This window comes from Sediminicola luteus, from assembly GCF_002514735.1.
In the GTDB taxonomy this organism is placed as follows: domain Bacteria; phylum Bacteroidota; class Bacteroidia; order Flavobacteriales; family Flavobacteriaceae; genus HQA918.
Window position 1 is genome coordinate 387788 of sequence record NZ_NBWU01000005.1, and the last position, 23402, is coordinate 411189.

Consider the following 23402-nt stretch of genomic DNA (forward strand, 5'->3'; position numbering starts at 1 on the left):
TTTAGTTGATTTGTTGCCAGTTGGTACCGTCGCTTTGCAATGTAACGGTTGAGTTGATTTGAATTAACGTAATATTTGCTCCAGAACTTGAGATGAAAATATTAAGTGTACTTGGATGGATTACATTTACATTTCCGCCTGTTAAGTTTTTTAAGTTAATTACACGCCCGATACTTGCATTTGCAGGTGGTAATGTGACTTGGGAAACTCCTGGATTTAAGATAAGGGTATAATCATTGTTGCCGACAACAATATCGGAGTTTACAGGTCTTATAGGTAGGGTAAATGAACTATTTATAGTAGTTGCCCCTATTTGAAGGGTGCCTGTGCTGTTAATGTTCTTAGTGCCAAGGGATTCATCTAGCTCTAAAGCTCCAGTTGTAGCATTTTGGATCAATCCGTTTCCGGCTACATCGGCATTTATCCTAGTTCTATCCACTCCATCAGTGTTGATATCCAATGTGTAAGGGTCGACATTTGTACCCATTCCGTTTCTGGTCAGAGCACCACCAGCGGTGGCATTGGTAACCTCGTTTCCTATGGTTCCATCGGTTTCGGTGATATCAAGTGTCGAATCGTCTACCAAAACCCAATCGGTACCATTCCATTGCATGATTTGTCCTACTGCGGTTCCATTGGCAATGTTTGTTAGGGCAACACCGTCCAAATCGATTTCTATGGAGCCGTCGGCATTTTGTGTTAAGCCAGTTCCGGCCACATTGGCGTTTATCCTAGTTCTATCCACTCCGTCAGTGCTGATATCCAATGTGTAAGGGTCGGCATTCGTACCCATTCCGTTTCTGGTCAGGGCACCACCAGCAGTGGCATTGGTAACCTCGTTTCCTATGGTTCCGTCAGTCTCGGTGATATCAAGTGTCGAATCGTCTACCAAAACCCAATCGGTACCATTCCATTGCATGATTTGACCTACTGCGGTTCCATTGGCAATGTTTGTTAGGGCGACACCGTCCAAATCGATTTCTAAGGAGCCGTCGGCATTTTGTGTTAAGCCAGTTCCGGCCACATTGGCGTTTATCCTAGTTCTATCCACTCCGTCAGTGCTGATATCTAAAGTGTACGGGTCGGCATTTGTACCCATTCCGTTTCTGGTCAGGGCACCACCAGCGGTGGCATTGGTAACCTCGTTTCCTATGGTTCCGTCAGTTTCGGTGATATCAAGTGTCGAATCGTCAACCAAAACCCAATCGGTACCATTCCATTGCATGATTTGACCAACTGCGGTTCCATTGACAATGTTTGTTAGGGCGACACCGTCCAAATCGATTTCTATGGAGCCATTGGCATTTTGTGTTAAGCCAGTTCCGGCCACATTGGCGTTTATCCTAGTTCTATCCACTCCGTCAGTACTGATATCTAAAGTGTACGGGTCGGCATTCGTACCCATTCCGTTTCTGGTCAGGGCACCACCAGCAGTGGCATTGGTAACCTCGTTTCCTATGGTTCCGTCAGTTTCGGTGATATCAAGTGTCGAATCGTCTACCAAAACCCAATCGGTACCATCCCATTGCATCACTTGGCCGTTGGTGTTTCCGTTGGCTAAGTTATTTAGTCCTACCCCATCGATAGCAATTTCCAATGAGCCATTTCCTATATTTTGCGAAAGTCCAGTGCCGGCTACATCGGGATTTAACTTGGTAGCTGTTATCACATCATTAGCAATACTCAACGTCACATTTTCCAAGGTGGCGTTCGCTCCTCCAGTCACATTTAGGTCGGTAGAAGTTATTGATCCATCTCCCGTAAAATTACTTAAATCAACGGTTTGTACGGGTTGATTGTCATTTTCAACCGCTAATGAAAGGGTGTTTGAAGCAGCATCGAAACCGAAGGTCTCAATTTGTTGGTCGTCAGAGCCAATATCGGATAGGGCGACACCTAAGGTGCCTTGGCTATCGGTTATTTCCAGATTACCACCGTTTACCGCAAATTGGGTGTTGGTCTCATTTGATGCACTTATATCGCCATCGTCGGTAATATGGGTGTTGATAGCCGAAGTATTATTCGTAATATTGGTACTGTTGTTGGCTATCTGCCCACTAACGGAGGTAGCCAATTGAATTGGATTTGTTACTGAACCGTTCCCCGTTATGGTAGTGCCATCGGTTTCTACACTGATCAAAACATCGCGGGCTACCCATTCTACCGAAGTACCGTTGGTATTGGTCATTAGAACCGATTCCGGAAGCCCCTGAGGATCCATTTTTATTGGCGTAATGGTAGTGTTAGCTATTTTTTCGTTGGTAACTGCGCCTTGCGACAGCTTTTCGTTGGTAATGTTCAGGTCGTTGATTTTTTCAGAGGTAATAGATCCGTTACCAATGTCTACACTGCTTAAACTACCGTCTATGATATGTTCGCTTCCGATAATACCTACTTTAAGATCGTAACTATTATTGGCCGTATCGTGTTCTATGACCAGACTTCTGTCAGAGGTAAAACCAGGATTGATATCGACCAAACCTATATCGACGGTATTGTCGTCGCTATCGGTCAGTATCAGTCTATTGTTTTCCATGGTTAAACTTACATTGGTCGTGTTGGCATCTACGGTTGAGCAAAGACTGGTCCAGGCGGTGCCATTATAATAATGAACACATTGAGAGTCGGTATTGTAAACCAAGGCGCCATGCAGGGGCTGTATGGCTTGCATTTGTATTTCCGTGACACGCGGAATAACCAAGGCACGATCCAAACTTTCCAATTCCAATACCGAAGCAGGATGTAGGTTTTGTGGATTATCACCAATCTTGATTTGGCCCCAGCTGAAATTGAAGAGCACAAAGCATAACCCAAAAAGAAGGGGTTTTACATTCATATCATAGCATTTTTAGGTCAGGTCAGGGTGGTAAAAATATGGAAGTCAGATAGTCAAATGTAATACGATGGACAAGTGGAATGGTAATACCGATAAAAGGGAACAAGTTATAAAATGCCTTACAAACAACTAGTGGGTCACTAACCAAAGGAAAGGTGCTATTGTAACTATTTATGCGTTCCATTCTTGTGCCTATTCGTTTTTTGTATCCATAGTCAAGACATAGCTTTTAAGGGCTTGTAATTCCGATTTAAGGATTCTCAATTCTAGTTCGTTTCGTTGGTTCTTTTTTTGAAGCTCCATGATTTTTTTATGTTGGCTTATGGTATGTAAGTATAGTTCTTCAATCTTCTCCAAGTTTCTTTCTGTAGCCAAATTGATTCTTAGGCCACCTTGTTGTTCCACTTTTTTTGCAGATGGCATTCCCGGTAGGTGAAGGTGTTTTTTGATGTATTGCTCTAATTCGAAAAGATTGAGCATTTTATAGGTAGGTTTAAGAGCGCTATAGCCTGTAAAATATTTTTCAAAAACATAATCGGGGGTAATGGTTCCGGAAGCCAATATATTACCGACGACATGTAGTTTCTCGGCAGGATTGTCCGTGCCGATTCCTACGTTTTGCGAATTGTCGATTCGTATGGCTTCGGTTCCTCCGGTAGTGAGCCCAATTTGGTCGGCCGCAGCCCTGAACATTCCTGTGTTGGAATCGTTATTGGTGTAAAAACCATATCCAGGATTGTTCGCTGTACCGCCCGTTGATGCGAATCCGTTTCTGGCACGTATTTGTCCACTTACATCGAGTTTGTTTTGGGGTGCCCCGGGTAAATTTCCGATACCAACATTACCTGCTCCAGAAAATACTAGATTGTTGCCTGCTAGGTCATGTTCCCGAGCGGTGTTCAATACTAAATCGGTTGACGCCATATTACCAGTATTCGCTGCTAATTCGGCTAGGGCCGTCTCTACATTTTCGGCCGTAAAATGGTTGGCGGAATCGGTAATGGGTACTTCATTGGCGTTTTGTAGTTCGTTCGTGGTATCCCCATCTACTTCTATGGTAAGGAATCCGCTTAAGTCTGAATCTAGGGCAAAAGGTGATAGGTCTATGGAAGCGCCAGCAGTTCCGCTTCCGGTGAGAACCAGATTTTGGCCATTCAAATTTCCGGCGGATACAAAATCGTTGGTATCGGTACTACCAGCGTTTGGGGTGGTCCAACTGTAGTTGCCGTCACCGTCGGTAATCAAGACATCGCCATTGGTGGCCGCGGAATCGTCTGGGAGTTCGAGCTCATTGGTAGGATCATCGTCCAGTTCTTCGGTCAAGAATCCGGTTAGGTCGGTATCCAAGGCGAAAGGGGAGAGGTCTATGGTAGCACCAGCAGTTCCGGTTCCGGTGAGTACTAGGTTTTGGCCGTTCAAATTTCCGGCGGATACGAAATCGTTGGTGTCGGTTCCGCCCCCGCTAGTGGGTGTGGCCCAATTGTAGTTTCCGTTACCGTCGGTAATCAAGACATCGCCATTGGTGGCCGCAGAATCGTCTGGGAGTTCGAGTTCATTGGTAGGGTCGTCGTCGAGTTCTTCGATTAAAAATCCAGTTAGGTCGGTATCCAAGGCGAAAGCGGAAAGGTCTATGGTAGCTCCTGCGGTTCCGGTTCCGGTGAGTATTAGATTTTGGTCATTCAAATTTCCGGCAGATATAAAATCGTTGGTATCGGTTTCGCCCCCGCTGGTTGGTGTGGCCCAACTGTAGTTTCCGTCGCCATCGGTTACTAGCACATCGCCATTGGTGGCCGCAGAATCGTCTGGGAGTTCGAGTTCGTTGGTAGGATCATCGTCGAGTTCTTCAATTAAAAATCCAGTTAGGTCGGTATCCAAGGCGAAGGGAGAGAGGTCTATGGTAGCGCCAGCAGTTCCGGTTCCAGTAAGTATAAGATTTTGGTCGTTCAAATTTCCGGCGGATACAAAATCATTGGTGTCGGTTCCGCCCCCGCTAGTGGGTGTGGCCCAACTGTAGTTTCCGTCGCCGTCGGTAGTCAAGACATCGCCATTGGTGGCCGCAGAATCGTCTGGGAGTTCGAGTTCATTGGTAGGGTCGTCGTCGAGTTCTTCGGTCAAGAACCCACTTAGGTCGGTATCTAAGGCAAAATCGGAGAGATCAATACGTACACCTTCGCCATTTTCAATCGTAAGCTGGAGGGTTTCCTTTGTTAACACGGCCGGGCCCAGATTCTGATTGTTTCCAGTATTTGTTAATAAAGTGGAAATATCTATGGGTTGGCCTCCATCTTCCAAGGTTAAAAGATTTTGGTTTAATCTTAATTGCTGATTGTCGGAGCCTAAATTTATCCAGCTGCGACCCTCAAAATAATAGACTCCGCCTGCCGTGGTGTTGTAGACCAAAGCCCCGGCCAAAGGGGTTATGGCTTCCATTTGACTTTGGTCTACGCGGGGGATAATTAGGGCCCTATCGGTGCTTTCCAACTCCAAAACGGAGGCCGGATGCAATTGCTGTGGGTTTTCACCAATCTTGATCTGGCCCCATGTACAATGTAGGAACCCCACAAAAATACAGATGGTTAGGCCTTTTATCTTCATGGCTAATGCTAGTGTTTCGATAGCCTAAAAAAGATAAAGGAAATAAACCCCCTCTTTAAAAAATGGAGATGAAATTGATCTGAAAATCGATTAAGGGTAATCTTATAATGTTTTTATTCAGAAGGGATTAGGTCGGTTTCTTCAGCGGCTTTTCCTTTTCTGAAAAGACGAACGGTACCCGGTCCGCAAAGTGTATAATCGTTCCCTTGAACCCGAATCCAATTCCCTTCGCGCAAACCTAATACCGGGGTTTCGTTGTAGGTGTGGAATTCTTGGATACGTGTTTCCCGGGTTTCCCCCTTATGGGTACTTTTGGGGTCGGGGTCTAGGTAGTGGGCATTGAAATTAAAAGGAACCATATGCAAGGCCAAGAACGATGGCGGGTATACTATAGGCATATCGTTGGTTGTGGCAATACTTTTACCAACCAAATTAATACCGGCACTTGAACCTAAATACGGAATTCCGGCCTTAATTCTTTCCCTCAAGGGCTCTAGTAGTCCGTTTTCATAAATGGCATTGAGCAACACAAAACTATTACCACCCCCTACGAAAATGGCCTCAGCTTTTTCTAAGCCCTCAATGGCCGAATCGTAAGTGTGTATTCCAACTACTTTTTTACCAATCTTTTTAAAAGCCTCTTGGGCTGTTTGGGTATAGCTGTCATGACTTGCTCCGCTGGGTCGAGCGTATGGAACAAAGGTTATGGTGTCCACATTTTCGAAGAAAATTTCCAGTTCGGGTAGCAAGTATTCCAAAAAAGCACTCCCGAACATAGTTGAAGTGCTGGCTAACAGCATATTAGTCATAAAGATGGCTTTTGAATAGAATTGCAAATTAACAAAAGTTTAATGGGATGCTTCTTTTTTATGCCAAAGACAACCCGTTTCTTTATAATTTTGGAGCAGCTTTGTTTACATTTTTCCTTAAAATTGGACGGTTTATGTGTATATAGATCGGTTCGGTAAAAAAGTGGGCTGTCTTTAATAGGTAGGGTTTTTCCCTTAAAATAATTGTATGAAAAAATTTTTAACCCTGTTCGTAGTTTTGGTGAGTTGTTATGCTTTTTCACAGGATGGCCGTAGATTATTGCGTGGACAGGTTTTGTATCGCGATTCTAATGTGGCAAACGAGAACGTGATAAACACCACTTCCGGTGAGGCTACCATTACCAATGCACAAGGGCGTTTTGCCATTGCGGTTGCTTTAGGCGATCAGTTGGCGTTTACTGCGGTAAATTATGAATTGAAAGTGGTTATGGTAACCCAAGATATCTTAGACAATAACCGATTGGTAGTAGAGGTGAAGGAAAAAGTGACCGAATTGGACGAGGTGGTCGTTGGGCCCGAGAACCAAAAGAAATTCCTCGAGCTTAAAAACGAATCCTTTAAGGAGCAGAACTATGATACGGATATTATTTCGGAAAGCGAGAATATTGCCCTTTCTCAAGTAGACCAAGGCGGTATGCAAGACGGTATCAACTTCGTAAATATCTTCAAGGCCATTTTTAAATCGAATAATAAAGAGGGAGGGGAAAAGAAAGATATAAAGATGAGCCAGGTGCTGCGACAGGTGTACGACGATGAGTTTTTTGTGGTCGATTTGGGCCTTCCCCAAAACAAGATCAACGATTTTCTCTTTTACTGCGATGCTAAAGTACCCCCACAATCCTTGTTAAAAAAGGATAACGAGTTTGAATTGATCGAATTTTTGGTTAGCCAAAGTAAGGAATATCTAGATCAGGCCGATTCCGATAAATAATATTCTGGGGCTTTTTGTTTTATTGCTCGTATTTCCTGCATCGGCCCAGGAGGAAGCCACCCTACATAAAATCGAAGGTACTCTAATTGCCGAAGAAGGGTCGGTAATGGCGGTACATGTATTGAACATCAGTTCGTTTCGGGCCACCACTACCGATGCCGAAGGTAAATTTGCCATTGGGGCCAAACGCACCGATACCCTTATGTTTTCTGCCGTACACTTTAAAAGGAAAGAAGTGGTTGTTACTTCAGAGATTATGCAACAAGGACATATTACGGTTAGCATGGAGGCAGGAATAACCCAGCTCGATGAAGTGGTTTTGTTGCCTTATAACCTTAGTGGTGATATAGGGCGCGATGCCGAACAGGTGTTTCAAGGAGAGGCCGTTTCGGCCTCAACCCTGGGACTTCCGAACACTAATGCCTGGGTACCTACCCAAAGCGAACGGAGGTTACATGAAGCTGGCGGCGGATTTTTATCGCCAACGAATTGGATTAACTCGGTCTCGGGGCGAAAGAAACGATTGAAAACTTTGGTCAGGTTAGAACAGAACAATTCCCTTTGGGAAAAAGTTCGCCATGCCTTTCCCGATTCCGTTTATGTAAAAGAATTGGGCCTACCCAAAAACCGCTTAGACGATTTTGTGTATTATTGTGAAACCGACCCGTCTTTTAAAACCATAGCCAAAGAGGCCGACCCACTCCGCATTTGGGATTTTGTTGTGCTCAAGAGTAAAGGCTACAAAAACCTGAATAAGATAGAACCATAATGGCATTACATTTGTATTTACTATTTAAAAATATCCCATGAGAAAATTACTAAGTATAGGGTTTCTGGCCGTAATTCTTATGTCGTTTTCCCAAGTACATAAGTTTTACTTGAGTGTAACCAGTATTAATGTCGTCGAAGATTCCGATGCCGTACAGGTTACCCTTAGGCTGTTTACCGATGATTTAGATGCTGTCTTGGAAACCCGATATGGCCTACATGCCTATTTAAATACCAAAGATGAATCTAAGGTTGCGGAAGAATATCTCGAAAAATACCTCAGGGCCAAATTTGCCATAGAAATAGACGGACAAGAGAAGTCTTTTACTTATTTGGGTCGCGAATACCAAGACGATCAGACCGTTTGTTATTTGGAGATAGAAAAGGCTGGTGTAAAAACAATGAAATCTTTCAGAGTAGAGAATGCCGTACTGACCGATCTATTCGAAGATCAACAGAATATCGTCCATATCAGGGCTAAAGGCAAGAAAAAAAGTTTCAACCTGATCAAAGGTAATGATAAAGGAATGTTAAACTTTTAACGCTTTTTAACGCATTCTTTAAAATTGGAGTACTTTTCAACGGTTAAAATTAATTGAAAAATGAATAAGTTCAGAAACGGTTTATCCGCATTACTCTGTCTGTTCGCCTTGGTTGCCAGCGCACAGGAAGAAAAAAAAGAGAGGGAACCCGGACACACCAATCAAAGTAAGTTCAAACAATTGTATGAAGAGTTCGCTACACCAAATATGTATCGAACGGCCTCCGGAGCTCCCGGCCCGGCTTATTATCAGCAACGTGCCGATTATAAAATGGACATCAAACTAGATGATGAAAAAGCACGTTTACACGGTGAGGAAACCATTACCTATACCAACAACTCCCCAGACGACCTAGAGTTCCTTTGGGTGCAGTTAGACCAAAACGTTAGGGCCAAAGATTCTAAATCGCCTTTGCGTAACGGTAGTGGTGCGCGTCCGTATTATCAGCCTGGTTCTTTTTCCGGCGATTTTATGGGAGAGCCTTTTGACGGTGGTTTTAATATTGAGTTCGTAAAGGATGCCAATGGAAAACCATTATCGTATACCATTAACCAAACCATGATGCGGATTAATATTCCGCAACCATTGAAGAGCAAAGAGAAGATTTCCTTCTCTATCAAATGGTGGTACAATATTCCCGATCATACCGTAAACCGTGCCCGTTCTGGATACGAGTACTTTGCCAAAGACGACAACAGGGCTTATGTAATTGCCCAGTTCTTCCCTCGTATGGCTGTGTATAGCGATGTTGAGGGCTGGCAGAACCACCAATTCTGGGGTAGTGGCGAGTTTGCCCTTCCTTTTGGTGATTATGAGGTAAATATTACCGTGCCCGAAGATCATATTCTCGATGCTACCGGTGAGCTTCAAAACCGCAAAGAGGTATTCTCCAAAGAAATGATGAAGCGTTACGAGCAGGCCCGTAAGTCTTTTGACAAGCCGGTTATTATCGTAAACCAAGCCGAGGCCGAGGCCAATGAGAAAACCAAAGCCACCAAGACCAAAACCTGGAAATTCAAGGCCCAAAACGTGCGTGATTATGGTTTCGCCACTTCACGTAAGTTTATTTGGGATATGCAGGCCGTTAAATTGGGCGGGCGTACCATAATGGCCGTTTCTATGTACCCGAAAGAGGGTAACCCATTGTGGGAAGAGTATTCTACCAAAGCTGTAGTGCAAAGTCTTATCACCTATTCAAGACATACCTTCGATTACCCATACCACAAGGCCATTTCGGTACATGCCAAAAACCAAGGTATGGAATATCCTATGATCTGCTGGAACTATGGTAGGCCTAATGAAAAAGGAGAGTATTCCGATCGTACCAAATTCGGTATGATATCGGTTATCATTCACGAAGTAGGTCACAATTTCTTCCCCATGATCGTAAATTCAGATGAGCGCCAATGGGGCTGGATGGATGAAGGATTAGATACTTTTATGCAATATTTGACCGAGCAGGATTTTGGTAAAACTTACCCAGAATCTATTACCGGTCTAGAGAAATATCCTTCGCGTAGGGGTGAGCCAGCCAAGATCGTACCTTATATGGCCGGAGACCAAAGTTATTTGGCCCCGATTATGTCAAACCCAGAGAACGTTTACCAGCTTGGGCCAAACGCCTATGGTAAGCCTGCTACGGCCTTGAACATTCTTCGTGAGACCGTTATGGGGCCAGAATTGTTCGACCATGCCTTTAAGACTTATGCCCAACGATGGATGTTTAAACATCCTACTCCCGAAGATTTCTTCCGTACCATGGAAGATGCTTCTGCCGTAGATCTCGATTGGTTCTGGAGAGCTTGGTTCTATACTACCGATTATGTGGATATAGGTGTGAAAGGTGTTAAGAAATTCTATGTTTCCAACAAGCCTGGTGCCGAATTAAAGAAAATTATGGATGCCAGAGGTATGACCGAGGCCGATTTACCACCACTGGTTTACTTGGCCGAAGAAGGAAGTGCCGATGTTGATCCGAATATGATTGGTAAGAAGCCTTCAGAAGTATCCCAGAACTTGAATGAGTTTATGATGGACAATATGAGTGCCGAAGAGCGCGCCCAAGTAAAAGAGCCTAAGTTCTTCTATGAGGTTACTTTTGAAAAACCAGGCGGCATACCTATGCCGTTGATCGTGGAGTATACCTATGCCGACGGCACTACAAAAAGCATAACTTACCCTCCTGAAGTTTGGCGTAAAAACGATGCCGAAGTAAAGGTAATGTTGTCTTCGCAGAGTGAATTGACCAATATCGTTGTGGATCCTAAAGCAGAGACCGCCGATATCGATACAGAAAACAATTCTTGGCCAAAGGCCGAGACCAAATCCGATTTCCAACAGTTTAAAGACAAGGTGAAAGGATAATCGAATACCCCATAATTTTTTAAGCCCACTCCGCAACGAGTGGGCTTTTTTTTTCTTTGGGTGCCGATAAAAGTCTGCAATCGCTATATTTGTAGCATGTTTGTAACTATGCCTTTATTTATTAGCGGACCAGAGATTTTCTTTATCATGTTTATCGTGGTCATGGTTTTCGGTGCCGATAAAATTCCCGATATAGCCAAGGGTTTAGGAAAAGGTATGCGCCAACTTCGCGATGCTACCGACGATATCAAACGTGAAATCCATAAAAGTGCCGAGAAACAGGGAATTGACACTTCTTTTACCAAAGACATCCAAGAAGAGATCGATAAGGTGAAAGATAATGTGAACGAGGTAACCGGGGTAATCAAAAGAAAATAACCATGCTCAATGGGGTACTGGAATGGGATCGCGACCTGCTGGTTTTTTTAAATACGGCTGGTGGCGAAACCTACGATGCCTTTTGGCAATGGGCCACCGTGGCCGTTAACTGGGTCCCACTTTTTCTAATATTACTTATACTAATCTACAGGAAACTGGGTGCCAAATCTTTGGTGGGACTCTTACTTGTACTTGCGTTTTGTATGTTGTTCACGGCCACCTGTACCGATTTGGTAAAATTGACTTTTGCACGCTTACGACCGGTGAATGATCCCGATATTCGACCTTTATTACGGGTAATACGTGGGTCGTCTAGCTATAGTTTTTTCTCTGGGCATGCGGCCAATAGTTTTGCTGCCACCACCCTTTTGTATTTGATGTTGCGAAAAAAAATGGTGTGGATCGGGGCCTTTTTTATCTGGCCAATGATTTTTAGTTATAGTCGATTATACCTAGGACTACATTTTCCGACCGATATTTTAGTCGGGGCCTTGTTTGGTGTTTTGGCGGCAAGCTTATGTTATCTGATATACTCACGGTCTAATTTGTTCAAGGCCTTTAAAGTACTCGACTCAAAGTAAGCCCGTCGCGTATGGGTAGTAATACGGTTTCCAGACCAGGGTGCTCCTTTAGCATGCGATTATACTCCAAAAGGGTCTGGGTGGCCTTGTCTTTTTGGGACACGGGCTCTACTACCTTGCCGGTCCAGAGTACGTTGTCACTCATAATAATACCGCCTTTGTTCATTTTTGGGAATACCGCCTCAAAATATTCTAGATAACTTTTCTTTTCGGCATCTATAAAGGCGAGGTCAAAAGTCAGGTCTAATTCGGGTACAATACGCTGGGCTTCGCCAATATGTTGGTGTATTTGTTTACCATAGGTACTTCGGTCAAAATACCGGCGCTGCATATCGTAAAGTTCTTCATTAATATCAATGGTGTGTAACTCACCCTCCTCTTGTAGGCCTTCTGCTAAACAGAGGGCGGAATAGCCGGTATAGGTGCCTATTTCCAAAATGTGTTTCGGTCGTATCAATTTAGAAAGCAAAGCCAAGACCCTACCTTGAAAATGTCCGGTTATCATTCGGGGTTGTACCACCTTCATATGGGTTTCCCGGGTAAGTTCGCTGAGTAATTCCGGTTCGTTTTCTGAATGCTCTGCAATATAGGCTTCCAGTATTGGCGATAAAAAATGCATATGAAACAGCTTTAGGTCTTCTGTCTTGCAAAAATAACAATTGAGCGGGCTTTATATTTTCCGTAACTAATCAGTATCTCCAATTTTGAAGCGAGAAGCTGGTATTTTGGGTTATGCCGCAGTATTTTTTTAAGGGGCACCCGCCTGCCGGTCGGGCAGGTAGCACCGCTATGTGAGAAATAAAATACAAAGGCAAGATCCTAAAGACCGCATCGTAGCCAAAAGTGTGGGGTGCTGAATAGTTACTATTTTCCGAATTGCAGACCAAAGATCCTTATTTTTGAAAAAAATCGCCCGATATGCATTTCGAGAACAGCTTGACTTTTGCCCAAAATTTGGATGCCCAAGATGCCCTGGGTAAATACCGTGAGGCTTTTCATTTTCCGAAGGTCAATGGAAAACAAACCATTTATTTTACGGGGAACTCTTTGGGATTGCAGCCCAAGAACAGTCAAGGTTTTGTGGATGCCATTATGGAAGATTGGCGTAATCTGGCGGTTGAAGGCCATTTTTATGCCGAAAAACCTTGGTGGGACTATCACGAAAGACTTATTCCGAGCTTGGCCAAAGTGGTAGGTGGTAAGCCCGAAGAGGTGAGTGTGATGAACACGCTTACCGTAAACCTGCATATGTTGATGGTATCTTTCTATAGGCCTACCAAGCAACGTTATAAGATCCTTTGTGAGGAAAAAGCATTTCCGTCAGATCAATATATGCTTAAAAGCCAGCTTAAAGTGCACGGTTTAGATCCAGACGAGGCTTTGATTGAGGTAAAAAAGCCGGAAGGAAAACATCATTGGGAGACATCAGATTTTATAAACGCCATTGAACAGGCGGGCGACGAACTGGCCTTGGTTTTGATCGGGGGCGTAAATTACTACAATGGTCAAGTGCTCGATATGCAACGCATTACCGAGGCTGGCCAAAGGGTGGGTGCCAAAGTGGGCTGGGATCTGGCCCATGCCGCCGGTAATGTGGTTTTAAATTTACATGACTGGAATGTCGATTTTGCAGCTTGGTGTTCGTATAAGTATATGAATTCAGGGCCCGGAAATGCCTCGGGTATATTTGTGCATGAACGGCATTTAAACCAACCCGACATACCTCGTTTCGAAGGTTGGTGGGGAACCAAAAAAGAAACCCGTTTTTTAATGGCGCCCGAATTCGATCCCACTCCAACTGCCGATGCCTGGCAATTGAGCAATCCACCGGTATTGGCCTTGGCTCCCTATTTGGCGGCTTTGGAGCTCTTTGAAGAGGTGGGTATGGAGGCCTTAATACAAAAGCGGGATGTGATTACGGCCTATCTTGAGTTTATTCTCACCGAAATAGATGCCCAAACCCCGGGCAATTTCGAAATCATTACGCCTAAAGACCGTGGGTGCCAGCTTTCGGTATTGTTACATGGGCAAGGACGGCCCCTGTTCGATTACTTGATGAAGGCCGGTGTTATCGTAGATTGGCGCGAGCCCAATGTAATTCGATTGGCCCCAGCGCCGTTTTATTGTTCCTATGAAGATATGTTCCGATTCGGACAAATACTCAAAGCAGGTATTTTGGAAACTTATGGGAAATAGGGGGCTAAAAGTATGGAAAAGCCAATAGGAGTTTGATTCTGGAGTTTTTTATGGGAATTTCCACCTTAACGTAAATTGGTTTTTACCTTAAACTCATTTGTTCCACTTACGAGTTGGTCTATAAAGGCCTGCATTTCTTGGGTCAACAACAAGCGGTTTTGGTTTTGCCAATAGGTAGGCTCATACGCATGCCTGATTTTAAAGAGGTCTTTATGAGCGTTTACGTTTTTCTTGACCTGAAAATCTGAAAAGGGGTCTGTGGTGTCGAGCAGGTATTCGGCTTCGTAAATGGTTTTAAAACTACGATCGGCATCGGTGCAGCTCACTGATCCTTTGCTTTTGGCATTTTTCAGATAGTATTTTTGGGTGGTTCGATCTAGGGCAAAGTAGACGTCCAATTGATAGTTAAGGTCTTTGTAGAAAAGCCATTTGTTCTGGCGGTAGGGTTGGTCTAGCCCTTCCCGTAACAAATGAAATTCAAGTATGGCATGGTTTGCGGTATCGATCAAATAATGTCCGCTAATTTTTACTTCCGGATTTTCATTGATAAAATCCAGTTTAATATAATTTGAGCCTTCCAATGGTTTTTCGGTCAGTGTAAAACTAGGGCCTGTGGCGTTCATACGAACGAAACTGGTCAACAATTGGTAGAGGGTCGGGAACTTGAAATATATGTTTTGGCCATCGTCTTGAATTCCGGCTTTGCGCATCTGTTCTAGTTCTAAGGTAAAGTCCTTTTTGCCGAGTTCCATGCCTCGCCCGTAAATTAAAGTCTTACGTTTTAGCTTGCCTACCATATCTTGTAGGCGTACCAGGGTGTCGTTTCTACGTAATACACTGCGAATGAAAAAGCGCTCCTTATGCGGAGTCATATCGTAGTTTTTGGCCATGGCCTTCTTAACTTGGGTCAACAAATCCTTGCCATTGGTTACGACTACCTCGTCAAGCTTTACCGCAATCGGTTCCAGGAATACGGTGTCGGGTACCTGACTTATTTGAAAACTACCTTTATGGTAGCCCTGCCTAAAAAAGAATAGGGAATCTAACTGGGTTTCTATACTAAACCTGCCCTCTTCATTACTTACCTGATGTTGTTTTTGGTTGTAGACCGAAACGAATTCAATGGGTGAGCCATCCTCTGCATCAAGAATAACACCCTCATGGTTTTGGGCCGAAACAGAAATCCCAAAGCTAACTGCAAGATAGCATAGAAAATAGCGCATACGATTGGTTTTCCAATAGCCATCAATTTATATACCAAAAATTCCAATGGTCATTATTCCACTACGATATCCGTAAAATAGAGATGAAAACTTCCGTCTTCATTTTTGTGGCTGGTGGCCAAATCTAACGGGCCGTAATTTTTATAGGCTTCCCAAGTGGTGGTTAAAGAGGCTTCCGGCTGGTTGCCCTTTCGGAAAACCCATTCCTTGATTTTTAAATCGGCATCTATAAACAAGTCGTAGGCATCACCAGGGGTATAGCCACCCTCAGATCCATATACCACGGTGAGTTTGTCCATAATTTCTCCACTTATGGGTGTCTTGGCACCTTTTTCAAAGGTATAGGTGTAGTTGCCTAGGTCCCAACTTAGGTTAAACGGCATCATTAGCCAGAATTTATCGTTAATAAAGCCGCCATTGGTCTTTTGGGCTATGGAATCCATGGCATTTCTTTGGTACACCAAAGTGTCTTGTGAGCTTTTGGCTGTTATGGTATTGGTTTTGGTATCCCAGATCCAGCGTCTTTCAAAGTGTGAATCGCCCCGATCTACATTAAAGGTGAACCCTAATTTTTTAACCTTGTTCCATTGGCCAATTCCATTGGCTTGGGCTACTTTTTCCGGGTACTCGAGTGGGGCCGTTGTTTTTTTGGGAACAGCTTGCTCCGCTGAGGATGTAGTTGACTTAGCCTCTTTTTTTTCTTGGCAGCCTATAAAAAGTGTTATACTTAAAATAAAAAGGATTCGTTTCATTATTACGGTTTTCGTAAAGGGTTCGTAGCCCTTAAAAATAGGGCGAAAATCATTACATTTGATTTCATAAACCTAAAATTTCAATTTTGGAAAAAGGAAAGATCCAACATAAAATAGATGAGCGCTTACTCGAAGAACGAAAAGTATTCCTATGGGGTATGGTAGACGACGATTCGGCCAAGCATGTGATCGATAGGTTGCTTTATCTCGATCTTCAGAATAACGAAGAGATTCAACTTATCATAAACAGTCCGGGAGGTTATGTTACCTCTGGTTTTGCCATTTACGATACCATTAAGGCGCTTAAAAGTCCGGTATCTACCGTATGTTCCGGTTTAGCCGCTTCCATGGGGTCGCTTTTGTTATCGGTGGGTGCTAAAGGCCGTCGTTTTATACAGCCGCATGCCCAAGTAATGATACACCAGCCTAGTGGTGGTGCGCAGGGTCAGGCCTCTAATATAGAGATTCAAGCTCGGGAAATTCTTAAGACCCGCGAGCTGAGTGCCCGTATCTTGGCCGATAATTGTGGTCAGGATTATGATAAGGTGCGAAAAGATTTCGATCGCGATTATTGGATGAACGCCCAAGAATCTTTGGATTACGGTATCGTTGACGGTATTTTGGAGTAAACATCGGTAATGAACGAAACAACTTTAGGGGCATACGTAGAGTAATGCCCTTTTTTGTTCCCCAAAAACACAGATATGCCAGCTACAAAAAATATTGCCATTATTGGGTCCGGACTCGTGGGTTCGCTTTTGGCCATATACCTTCGAAAACGAAACCATAAGGTAACCGTCTTTGATCGCCGCCCCGATATTCGCACGATTAAGTTCTCGGGTCGTTCTATAAACCTGGCCTTAAGTAATAGGGGGTGGAGTGCTTTGGAAAAGGTGGGAATAGCCGATGCTATTAGAGAGATCGGTATTCCTTTACATCAACGCGCCCTGCATGTTGTTGGTAAACCCGAATATTATCAAAAATATGGTGTGGAAGGTGAGGCCATTTGGTCTATTTCGCGTGGGGTGCTCAATAAAAAGATGATCGATCTGGCAGAAGCGGCCGGGGCCGAATTCCGTTTTAATGAAAAGGTGTGGGACGTAGATCTGCCCGAGGCTACCATCTATACCGGGGAATCGGAAAAGGGGGAGTGGAAAGCTTACGGTTTTGACCATGTTTTTGGTTGCGATGGAGCCTTTTCAAGGGTACGCCATAAAATGCAACGACGCTCCCGTTTCAATTATTCCCAACATTTTGTAGATGTAGGCTATAAAGAGTTGACCATACCGGCCAATGCCGATGGCAGCCATAAATTGGATAAGAATTCGTTTCATATTTGGCCTAGGGGCAAGTTTATGCTCATTGCCATGGCCAATTTAGATGGTAGTTTTACCTGTACTTTGTTCTTGCCCTTTGAAGGGGAGGTTTCATTCGAGAAAATTAAAACCGAACAAGATGCCAAGGATTTCTTTACGGCCTATTTTCCGAATGTCATGGACGATATCGAAAACCTGACTCAGGATTTCTTTTCGAATCCGACCTCGGCCTTGGTGACCATGAAGTGTTTTCCTTGGACCTATTGGGATAAGGTGGCCTTGGTGGGCGATGCGGCCCATGCTATCGTACCTTTTTATGGCCAGGGTATGAATGCCGGTTTTGAAGACATTTCGGTTTTGGATAATCTAATGGAGGAATTTGGTGCCGATTGGGACGGGCTTTTTAGGGCTTATGAAACTAGTCGTAAACCCAATGCCGATGCCATTGCCGAACTCAGTTACCGCAATTTTATGGAGATGAGCCAAAAAACGGCGGATCCCCTTTTTCTGTTGCAAAAGAAAATAGAACGCAAGTTTGCCGATACCTATCCCGAAAAATGGGTGCCCGTATACAGTCGGGTAACCTTTTCGGATAGGCCCTATGCCGAGGCCTTGGCCATTGGCGATGCCCAAGAGGCGATTATGCAGGGTATTATGCAGCGCCCCGATATTACCGAAAACTGGGATAGTCCCGAAATAATGCAAGCCATTTATGAGGCTTTGGGGTAATCTAACCATAGGTTTGTTTTTAGGGCTCTGAAAAATAAGGTCAACACATATCGCATAAAAAAAAAGCCACGATTTTATCGTGGCTTCTCTTTTTTATTGGGAATGGAATTTTCTATTTGCTGTACTTAGCAAATAATTTTTCCATTTTTTCGATTTCTTCCTCAGCAAGGGTAGGATCTACCAAGATACGACCACTGTGCTCGTCGGTAACGATCTTTTTTCTACTGGCGATTTCAACCTGTACCTGCGGTGGAATGGTAAAGAAAGATCCACCGGAAGCACCTCTTTCAATTGGTACTACGGCCAAACCGTTCTTTACATTGGTACGGATACGGTCGTAAGCCTTTACCAAACGCTCTTCGATATTGCCTTTGAACTCCGCAGATTTTTCGATCAAAACCTCTTCTTCTTTCTCGGTCTCGGCCAAAATATCGTTCAACTCGCCTTTTTTGTGCTTTAAGTGGCTCTCCCTTTCAGAAAGATGTTCTTTAGTTTGGGAAATCACTTGTTTTTTCTGCTCGATCTGGGCTTTGAACTCTTTTATGTTCTTTTCGGCCAATTGAATCTCCAGTTCTTGGTATTCTACCTCTTTAGATAAAGAGTTGAATTCACGGCTGTTTCGAACGTTCTTTTGCTGCTCGGCATATTTCTTGATCAAGGCCTTGGCCTCTTCGATCAAATTCTTTTTGGCACCGATCTCGTAGTTGATGGTCTCAACATCGGTCTTCAATTTATCCATACGGGTCTTAAGACCTAGTACTTCATCCTCAAGGTCTTGAACCTCCAAAGGCAACTCACCACGAACATTCCTAATCTGGTCGATACGCGAATCGATCAGTTGTAAATCATATAATGCCCTAAGCTTGTCCTCTATGGTCGCTTCCTTTTTCTTTGCCATACTTATGAATAATTGATGGGATTCGTTTTACTTTGCGATAAACAGACTGCAAAATTAGGAATTTTTTTCGTAAGATAATCGACCAATAGGTTTTTTGTAAACTGCTCGGTTTCATAATGTCCGATGTCCATCAAAACCATTTTTCCTTCAGCTTCATAAAATTGATGATACTTTAGGTCGGCCGTAACGAAAACATCGGCTCCAACAGCTTTAGCCGCTCCTATGGCAAAAGAACCACTACCGCCCAATACCGCAATGCGTTTTACGGGCTTACCTAATAGGTCGGAATGCCGTACACAACTTGCGTTCATTTGGTCTTTTAAAAGGTCAATGCATGCTTTTTCTGAAATGGTTTCGGGTAATTCGCCGTACATACCCATACCAATATGTTGGTTGGTGTTCTCCAAGCTTGTAATCTCATAGGCCACTTCTTCATAGGGGTGGGCTTTAAACAAGGCTTGGGTTACTTGCGATTGCACCATTTTTTCAAAAGTGATCTGTAGCTGGGTCTCTCCTTCAAGATGTAGTTGACCAGGTTCACCCAAAGTTGGATTGGCCCCGGCTTCCGCTAAAAAACTTCCGGTGCCAGAATGGGTAAAACTGCAATGGCTATAGTTACCGATATTTCCGGCCCCGGCTTCGAATAGCGCTGTACGCACTTGTTCCAGATGGGCATGGGGCACATAGGTGGTCAGTTTTTTTATGGTTCCTTTTTGGGGAATGAGTACCTTAAGATTTTCCAAGCCCAATCGTTCACATATTTTAGCATTGACGCCCGAAAAACAATTGTCCAAGGCGGTATGCATGCTGTAGATGGCGATATTGTTTTGAATAGCCTTGATTACCACCCGCTCCACATAGGTGCGCCCGGTTAGTTTCTTTAAACCCGAAAACACGATAGGATGAAAGCTAACGATAAGGTTGCAGTTCTTTTCTATGGCCTCGTCCACCACATTTTCCAAAGTGTCCAGGGTCACCAAGACCCCACTTACGGTTTGGTTGGGTGAGCCTACCAGAAGGCCGACATTGTCAAAACCTTCGGCATAGGTTAAAGGGGCCAATTCTTCCAATACGTTGGTAATATCTTGTACCGTCATTTAAGAGCCTGTTTAAGTTTTATCCTTTAGTTTTGTTATGGCTCTTCCCGCCTGCCGGACGGGCAGGTTCTTGCCACTTTTCGTTATAAAAATACTCATTTGGCTCTGCCAATCTCCGTTTTTCAAGCCTCAATTGGCAAAAAAATAGCGAATAACTAATTCTAAAAACAAAATTTAAACAGGCTTTGTATCTTTCTTGGGTAACCAAAGATAAATATTATAATTTCGTTCTATGCCTTGGTACCGAAGAATACTTTTTCCCTTTTCATGGGTTTACGCCATGATCGTTTATATGCGCAACCGCTTTTACGACTGGGGCTGGTTTTCTTCCCAGACCTACGATTTTCCATTGATTGGTATAGGTAATCTAAGTGTAGGGGGTACTGGTAAAACACCTATGGTAGAATATGTGTTGCGCGAATTGGCCCAATTTCGGGTAGCTATGCTGAGTCGTGGTTATGGTAGAAATACCAAAGGCTTCGTTCGTGCCCATGAAGGGACTTCTATTTTAGATATTGGTGATGAGCCGTTTCAGATACATCAAAAGTTTCCCGAGGTAACCGTGGCGGTCGATGGCGACCGAAGACATGGTATTGCCACTTTGCGAAACGATTCCGAACTTGAGGCTTTGGTTTTGGACGATGTATACCAGCACCGCAAAGTAAAACCCGGACTATTGATTCTATTGACCATGTATGGCGATTTGTATGTAGATGATGGGTATTTACCTTCGGGGAACCTTCGCGATCATAAAAAGGAAGCTGGGCGTGCCCATGTGGTTATCGTTACCAAGTGTCCTGAGGATTTGGAGGCACAAGAAAAGGAATTGATTAGACAGAAGTTGGCTTTGCAGCAGAACCAGCGTCTGCTTTTTTCCCATTTACAATATGATGACAGGGTAGTGGGGCCTAATGGCAAAGTTCCACTCGATACCTTGAAAACTCCATTTTGTTTGGTAACCGGAATCGCAAACCCAGAACCTTTGGTGCGATATTTAAAAGAAAAAGGCCACGAATTTGAACATCTGGTCTATGCTGATCATCATTACTTTAGCGATGCGGAAGTGGAACAATTCAATGCAAAAGAGCTGGTGCTAACGACCGAAAAAGATTATGTGCGCTTAAAAGGACGGGTCAAAAACTTATATGCCTTGGGTATACGACATGCTTTTTCAACTGACGATGCCCGGTGGTTTTCGAATACCTTGCAATCGTATGTTAAGGATGGTGCCTAGGAAGCCGCGTTCTTAAGGTTGCGGTCAAAAATATTCTCGCCAATTTTCTGGTAGAACACTTCAGGGTCGAAGGGTTTGGTTACCACATCGTTACAGCCAGCAGCATAAAAGGCTTCCAAACTATCATCTAACGAAATGGCGGTCAAGGCTATTATCGGGGTCTCCTTATCGAATTTACGTATCTCTTTGGTCGCTTCATCACCACTAATGCCCGGCATATGTATGTCCATTAGAACGGCATCGTAGCGGTTGGCCTTGGCATGGTCGATGGCCTCATAACCATTGTTGGCGATATCGCAGGTAATTTCGCGCTTCTTAAGCATTTTTTTGGTAATCACCTGGTTGATTTTGTTATCTTCCACGACCAAAACATGTAATCCGGCCAGTTGGTAATCTTTTTTGGCTACTTCGAACGGGGTGTCGTCTACAACTTCATTCTTGCACTTCATATTCAGGTTGAAGAAGAAAGAAGAGCCTTTGCCCAATTGACTTTTTACCTCAATCTTACTCTCAAACAGGCCTAGCAAACTTTTAACGATGGTCAAACCGAGACCGGTACCGCCATATTTACGGTTGATCTGTACCGAACCTTGCTCAAAACTATCGAAAATGGAATCTATTTTTTCTTCCGAAATACCGATTCCGGAATCTTTTACCTCAAAATAAATGGTGGCTTCTTCATCTTTTTGCTCTACCAATTTGGCGATGATATTCACTTGGCCTTCCTTGGTAAATTTGATGGCATTACCCACGAGGTTCATAAAAACCTGACTCAATTTTATCGGATCGCTCATAAGTCCGGTCGGGATCTTATTGTCGAAATCGAGTATGAGTTGGGTGTTGTTCTGGTTCGCACTTTGGCGTAGTGAATCGATAACCTCGGTCAATACTTTTTTAAGACTGAACTCTATGGATAGGATCTCTAGCTTATCGGCATCGATTTTATTGATCTGTAGGATATCGTTGATAAAGTTCAAGAGGTAATCACCTGAAAACTTTAAGGCGTTAAGGTGTTCAAGCTGTTTACTGGTTGGGTTTTCCTCTAAGAGTAAATGCGTGAGCCCGGTTACCGCATACAAAGGGGTGCGTAATTCGTGGCTAACCGTAGAAAGGAAATTGGTTTTAGCCTCTACGGCCTGTACCGCGGCATCACGGGCCGATTCCAACTCTTTGTTCTTGGTGTGCAAGAGGTCATTGGTCTTCAGCTTTATTTGGTTGTTTCTGTATAGCGAAATGGCCAGAATGGAAATAATGGTCAAGAAAGCCGAGGTTAGGATGGCTGTAATCTCCGAGCGGTTCTGTGACTCACGTAAATCTGAGATTTCAGCTTCTTGCCTCTTTATTTCTTCCTGCATGAATTCGTATTGGATCTTATCTGCGGTTTTGGCCTCGGCCTTTACCTTAGCCGTAGTAAACACCGAATCCTTGATGTTCATGATGTTCCGTTGATGGATAATTGCGGCTTTAAATTCACCTATTTCCTCATTGCTGTAGCTCAACAATTCATTGGCCTGTAAAATCTCTGCTGCAAATTTGTTTTTACGTGCAATGGCCAAGGCTTGTTCACCATGCTTTATACTTTCCTCTAGGTCTCCCATGGCAATGTTAACCCGGGCCAAACCTAAATATCCCCTAGTCTTCAAATAATCTTGTTCGTAGAGGTCGTTGTTAGATAGAAGGAAGTTGAAGTTTTTTATGGCACTGTCAAACTTTTCGATTTTGGCATAGATTTCGGCCTCGGCCAGAACGATATTGTTGGAGAGGTTTCTATCGTTGCTCAGTTTACGTGACTCATTAAATGCGTAAATACCTTGGAAGTTCTTACCTTCTTTGAATAAAAACAAGGCTTCAATATACTTGTGCATCGCCTTACCATATGGGTATGATAAGTTATCTAACAAGACTTTGGCGCGGTCCCAATAGAATTCGGCCGCTCTGTCTTTATTAATCCTTAAGTTCAATATGGCAATTTGATGGTAGGTATCGGCCAAGGCCTTTACATCTTCCATCTCCTCGGCTTTTTCAGTGGCCTTTTTTAAGGTGTCGAAAGCCAAATCTATTCTGTTCTCATTTCGTAGGGTAAGTGCCCTTACAAAATAAGACTGCAAGTTGCCATCCGAAGGTTCCGTAGG

Annotated in this window: 19 protein-coding genes; 10 read left to right on the forward strand and 9 right to left on the reverse strand. The window is 43.7% G+C overall.

Annotated elements, in window-relative coordinates; all coding sequences use genetic code 11:
• Position 1: 1 nt before the first annotated feature.
• The 3 genes from B7P33_RS16890 to pepE form a co-directional block, all read right to left on the reverse strand.
• On the reverse strand, positions 2 to 2836 hold the full coding sequence (locus tag B7P33_RS16890) for a beta strand repeat-containing protein (RefSeq protein ID WP_097443396.1): 2835 nt from the start codon (positions 2834 to 2836) through the stop codon (positions 2 to 4).
• A 192-nt stretch (positions 2837 to 3028) separates the two neighbouring features.
• Complete coding sequence (locus B7P33_RS16895) at positions 3029 to 5431, reverse strand: hypothetical protein (protein WP_097443397.1); 2403 nt, start codon at positions 5429 to 5431, stop codon at positions 3029 to 3031.
• Positions 5432 to 5544: 113 nt separating this feature from the next.
• Positions 5545 to 6240, reverse strand: a complete 696-nt coding sequence (pepE, locus tag B7P33_RS16900) for a dipeptidase PepE (protein ID WP_097443398.1) — start codon at positions 6238 to 6240, stop codon at positions 5545 to 5547.
• 208 nt (positions 6241 to 6448) lie between these two features.
• On the opposite strand from pepE, the gene B7P33_RS16905 reads away from it, so the two are divergent.
• The 6 genes from B7P33_RS16905 to B7P33_RS16930 all read left to right on the forward strand — a co-directional run bounded on the left by B7P33_RS16905 (position 6449) and on the right by B7P33_RS16930 (position 11825).
• Positions 6449 to 7192 (forward strand): hypothetical protein, encoded by a 744-nt coding sequence (locus B7P33_RS16905; protein ID WP_097443399.1) that lies wholly within the window; start codon positions 6449 to 6451, stop codon positions 7190 to 7192.
• Positions 7193 to 7214: 22 nt separating this feature from the next.
• Positions 7215 to 7961, forward strand: coding sequence for a carboxypeptidase-like regulatory domain-containing protein (locus B7P33_RS16910; RefSeq protein WP_097443400.1), 747 nt, complete (start codon positions 7215 to 7217; stop codon positions 7959 to 7961).
• Positions 7962 to 7998: 37 nt separating this feature from the next.
• Positions 7999 to 8502 (forward strand): DUF6702 family protein, encoded by a 504-nt coding sequence (locus B7P33_RS16915; protein ID WP_097443401.1) that lies wholly within the window; start codon positions 7999 to 8001, stop codon positions 8500 to 8502.
• 60 nt (positions 8503 to 8562) lie between these two features.
• Positions 8563 to 10866, forward strand: a complete 2304-nt coding sequence (locus B7P33_RS16920; RefSeq protein WP_097443402.1) for a M1 family metallopeptidase — start codon at positions 8563 to 8565, stop codon at positions 10864 to 10866.
• Positions 10867 to 10974: 108 nt separating this feature from the next.
• On the forward strand, positions 10975 to 11244 hold the full coding sequence (locus tag B7P33_RS16925) for a Sec-independent protein translocase subunit TatA/TatB (protein ID WP_245871820.1): 270 nt from the start codon (positions 10975 to 10977) through the stop codon (positions 11242 to 11244).
• Positions 11245 to 11246: 2 nt separating this feature from the next.
• Positions 11247 to 11825, forward strand: coding sequence for a phosphatase PAP2 family protein (locus B7P33_RS16930; RefSeq protein ID WP_097443404.1), 579 nt, complete (start codon positions 11247 to 11249; stop codon positions 11823 to 11825).
• Here B7P33_RS16930 and B7P33_RS16935 read toward each other — a convergent pair.
• A complete protein-coding gene (locus B7P33_RS16935; protein WP_097443405.1) occupies positions 11803 to 12444 on the reverse strand; it encodes an O-methyltransferase in 642 nt (213 codons plus the stop codon). The two genes, B7P33_RS16930 and B7P33_RS16935, sit on opposite strands and share 23 nt — an antisense overlap.
• A 299-nt stretch (positions 12445 to 12743) precedes the next feature.
• On the opposite strand from B7P33_RS16935, the gene kynU reads away from it, so the two are divergent.
• Complete coding sequence (gene kynU / locus B7P33_RS16940; protein ID WP_097443406.1) at positions 12744 to 14021, forward strand: kynureninase; 1278 nt, start codon at positions 12744 to 12746, stop codon at positions 14019 to 14021.
• 65 nt (positions 14022 to 14086) lie between these two features.
• Here the strand turns inward: kynU and B7P33_RS16945 are convergent, their stop codons facing one another.
• Together B7P33_RS16945 and B7P33_RS16950 are read right to left on the reverse strand one after the other, a co-directional pair.
• The gene (locus B7P33_RS16945; RefSeq protein ID WP_097443407.1) at positions 14087 to 15244 is read right to left on the reverse strand and encodes a peptidase associated/transthyretin-like domain-containing protein; all 1158 of its coding nucleotides are present in this window, start codon (positions 15242 to 15244) and stop codon (positions 14087 to 14089) included.
• Positions 15245 to 15297: 53 nt separating this feature from the next.
• A complete protein-coding gene (locus tag B7P33_RS16950) occupies positions 15298 to 15996 on the reverse strand; it encodes a hypothetical protein (RefSeq protein ID WP_097443408.1) in 699 nt (232 codons plus the stop codon).
• 86 nt (positions 15997 to 16082) lie between these two features.
• Between B7P33_RS16950 and B7P33_RS16955 the strand changes: the two genes are divergently transcribed.
• Positions 16083 to 16625, forward strand: a complete 543-nt coding sequence (locus B7P33_RS16955; protein WP_172435984.1) for a ClpP family protease — start codon at positions 16083 to 16085, stop codon at positions 16623 to 16625.
• A 75-nt stretch (positions 16626 to 16700) separates the two neighbouring features.
• The gene (locus tag B7P33_RS16960; protein ID WP_097443410.1) at positions 16701 to 18041 is read left to right on the forward strand and encodes an FAD-dependent oxidoreductase; all 1341 of its coding nucleotides are present in this window, start codon (positions 16701 to 16703) and stop codon (positions 18039 to 18041) included.
• Between the two features lie 112 nt (positions 18042 to 18153).
• On the opposite strand, the gene B7P33_RS16965 is transcribed toward B7P33_RS16960, so the two are convergent.
• Entirely contained in the window at positions 18154 to 18939 is a 786-nt protein-coding gene (locus tag B7P33_RS16965) for a zinc ribbon domain-containing protein (RefSeq protein ID WP_097443411.1), read from the reverse strand.
• Positions 18940 to 18941: 2 nt separating this feature from the next.
• Positions 18942 to 20036: a Nif3-like dinuclear metal center hexameric protein gene (locus B7P33_RS16970; RefSeq protein WP_097443412.1), complete on the reverse strand. Its 1095-nt coding sequence runs from the start codon at positions 20034 to 20036 to the stop codon at positions 18942 to 18944.
• 232 nt (positions 20037 to 20268) lie between these two features.
• Between B7P33_RS16970 and lpxK the strand changes: the two genes are divergently transcribed.
• On the forward strand, positions 20269 to 21270 hold the full coding sequence (gene lpxK, locus B7P33_RS16975; RefSeq protein WP_097443413.1) for a tetraacyldisaccharide 4'-kinase: 1002 nt from the start codon (positions 20269 to 20271) through the stop codon (positions 21268 to 21270).
• Here the strand turns inward: lpxK and B7P33_RS16980 are convergent.
• Complete coding sequence (locus B7P33_RS16980) at positions 21267 to 23378, reverse strand: tetratricopeptide repeat-containing hybrid sensor histidine kinase/response regulator (RefSeq protein ID WP_245871821.1); 2112 nt, start codon at positions 23376 to 23378, stop codon at positions 21267 to 21269. The two genes, lpxK and B7P33_RS16980, sit on opposite strands and share 4 nt — an antisense overlap.
• Positions 23379 to 23402 lie beyond the last annotated feature (24 nt).

Bases quoted from the DNA above. Each gene is read 5' to 3' on its own strand.
- B7P33_RS16890 (WP_097443396.1), bottom strand. From the start codon at position 2,836: ATGAATGTAAAACCCCTTCTTTTTGGGTTATGCTTTGTGCTCTTCAAT.
- B7P33_RS16895 (WP_097443397.1), bottom strand. From the start codon at position 5,431: ATGAAGATAAAAGGCCTAACCATCTGTATTTTTGTGGGGTTCCTACAT.
- pepE (WP_097443398.1), bottom strand. From the start codon at position 6,240: ATGACTAATATGCTGTTAGCCAGCACTTCAACTATGTTCGGGAGTGCT.
- B7P33_RS16905 (WP_097443399.1), top strand. From the start codon at position 6,449: ATGAAAAAATTTTTAACCCTGTTCGTAGTTTTGGTGAGTTGTTATGCT.
- B7P33_RS16915 (WP_097443401.1), top strand. From the start codon at position 7,999: ATGAGAAAATTACTAAGTATAGGGTTTCTGGCCGTAATTCTTATGTCG.
- B7P33_RS16920 (WP_097443402.1), top strand. From the start codon at position 8,563: ATGAATAAGTTCAGAAACGGTTTATCCGCATTACTCTGTCTGTTCGCC.
- B7P33_RS16925 (WP_245871820.1), top strand. From the start codon at position 10,975: ATGCCTTTATTTATTAGCGGACCAGAGATTTTCTTTATCATGTTTATC.
- B7P33_RS16930 (WP_097443404.1), top strand. From the start codon at position 11,247: ATGCTCAATGGGGTACTGGAATGGGATCGCGACCTGCTGGTTTTTTTA.
- B7P33_RS16935 (WP_097443405.1), bottom strand. From the start codon at position 12,444: ATGCATTTTTTATCGCCAATACTGGAAGCCTATATTGCAGAGCATTCA.
- kynU (WP_097443406.1), top strand. From the start codon at position 12,744: ATGCATTTCGAGAACAGCTTGACTTTTGCCCAAAATTTGGATGCCCAA.
- B7P33_RS16945 (WP_097443407.1), bottom strand. From the start codon at position 15,244: ATGCGCTATTTTCTATGCTATCTTGCAGTTAGCTTTGGGATTTCTGTT.
- B7P33_RS16950 (WP_097443408.1), bottom strand. From the start codon at position 15,996: ATGAAACGAATCCTTTTTATTTTAAGTATAACACTTTTTATAGGCTGC.
- B7P33_RS16960 (WP_097443410.1), top strand. From the start codon at position 16,701: ATGCCAGCTACAAAAAATATTGCCATTATTGGGTCCGGACTCGTGGGT.
- B7P33_RS16965 (WP_097443411.1), bottom strand. From the start codon at position 18,939: ATGGCAAAGAAAAAGGAAGCGACCATAGAGGACAAGCTTAGGGCATTA.
- B7P33_RS16970 (WP_097443412.1), bottom strand. From the start codon at position 20,036: ATGACGGTACAAGATATTACCAACGTATTGGAAGAATTGGCCCCTTTA.
- lpxK (WP_097443413.1), top strand. From the start codon at position 20,269: ATGCCTTGGTACCGAAGAATACTTTTTCCCTTTTCATGGGTTTACGCC.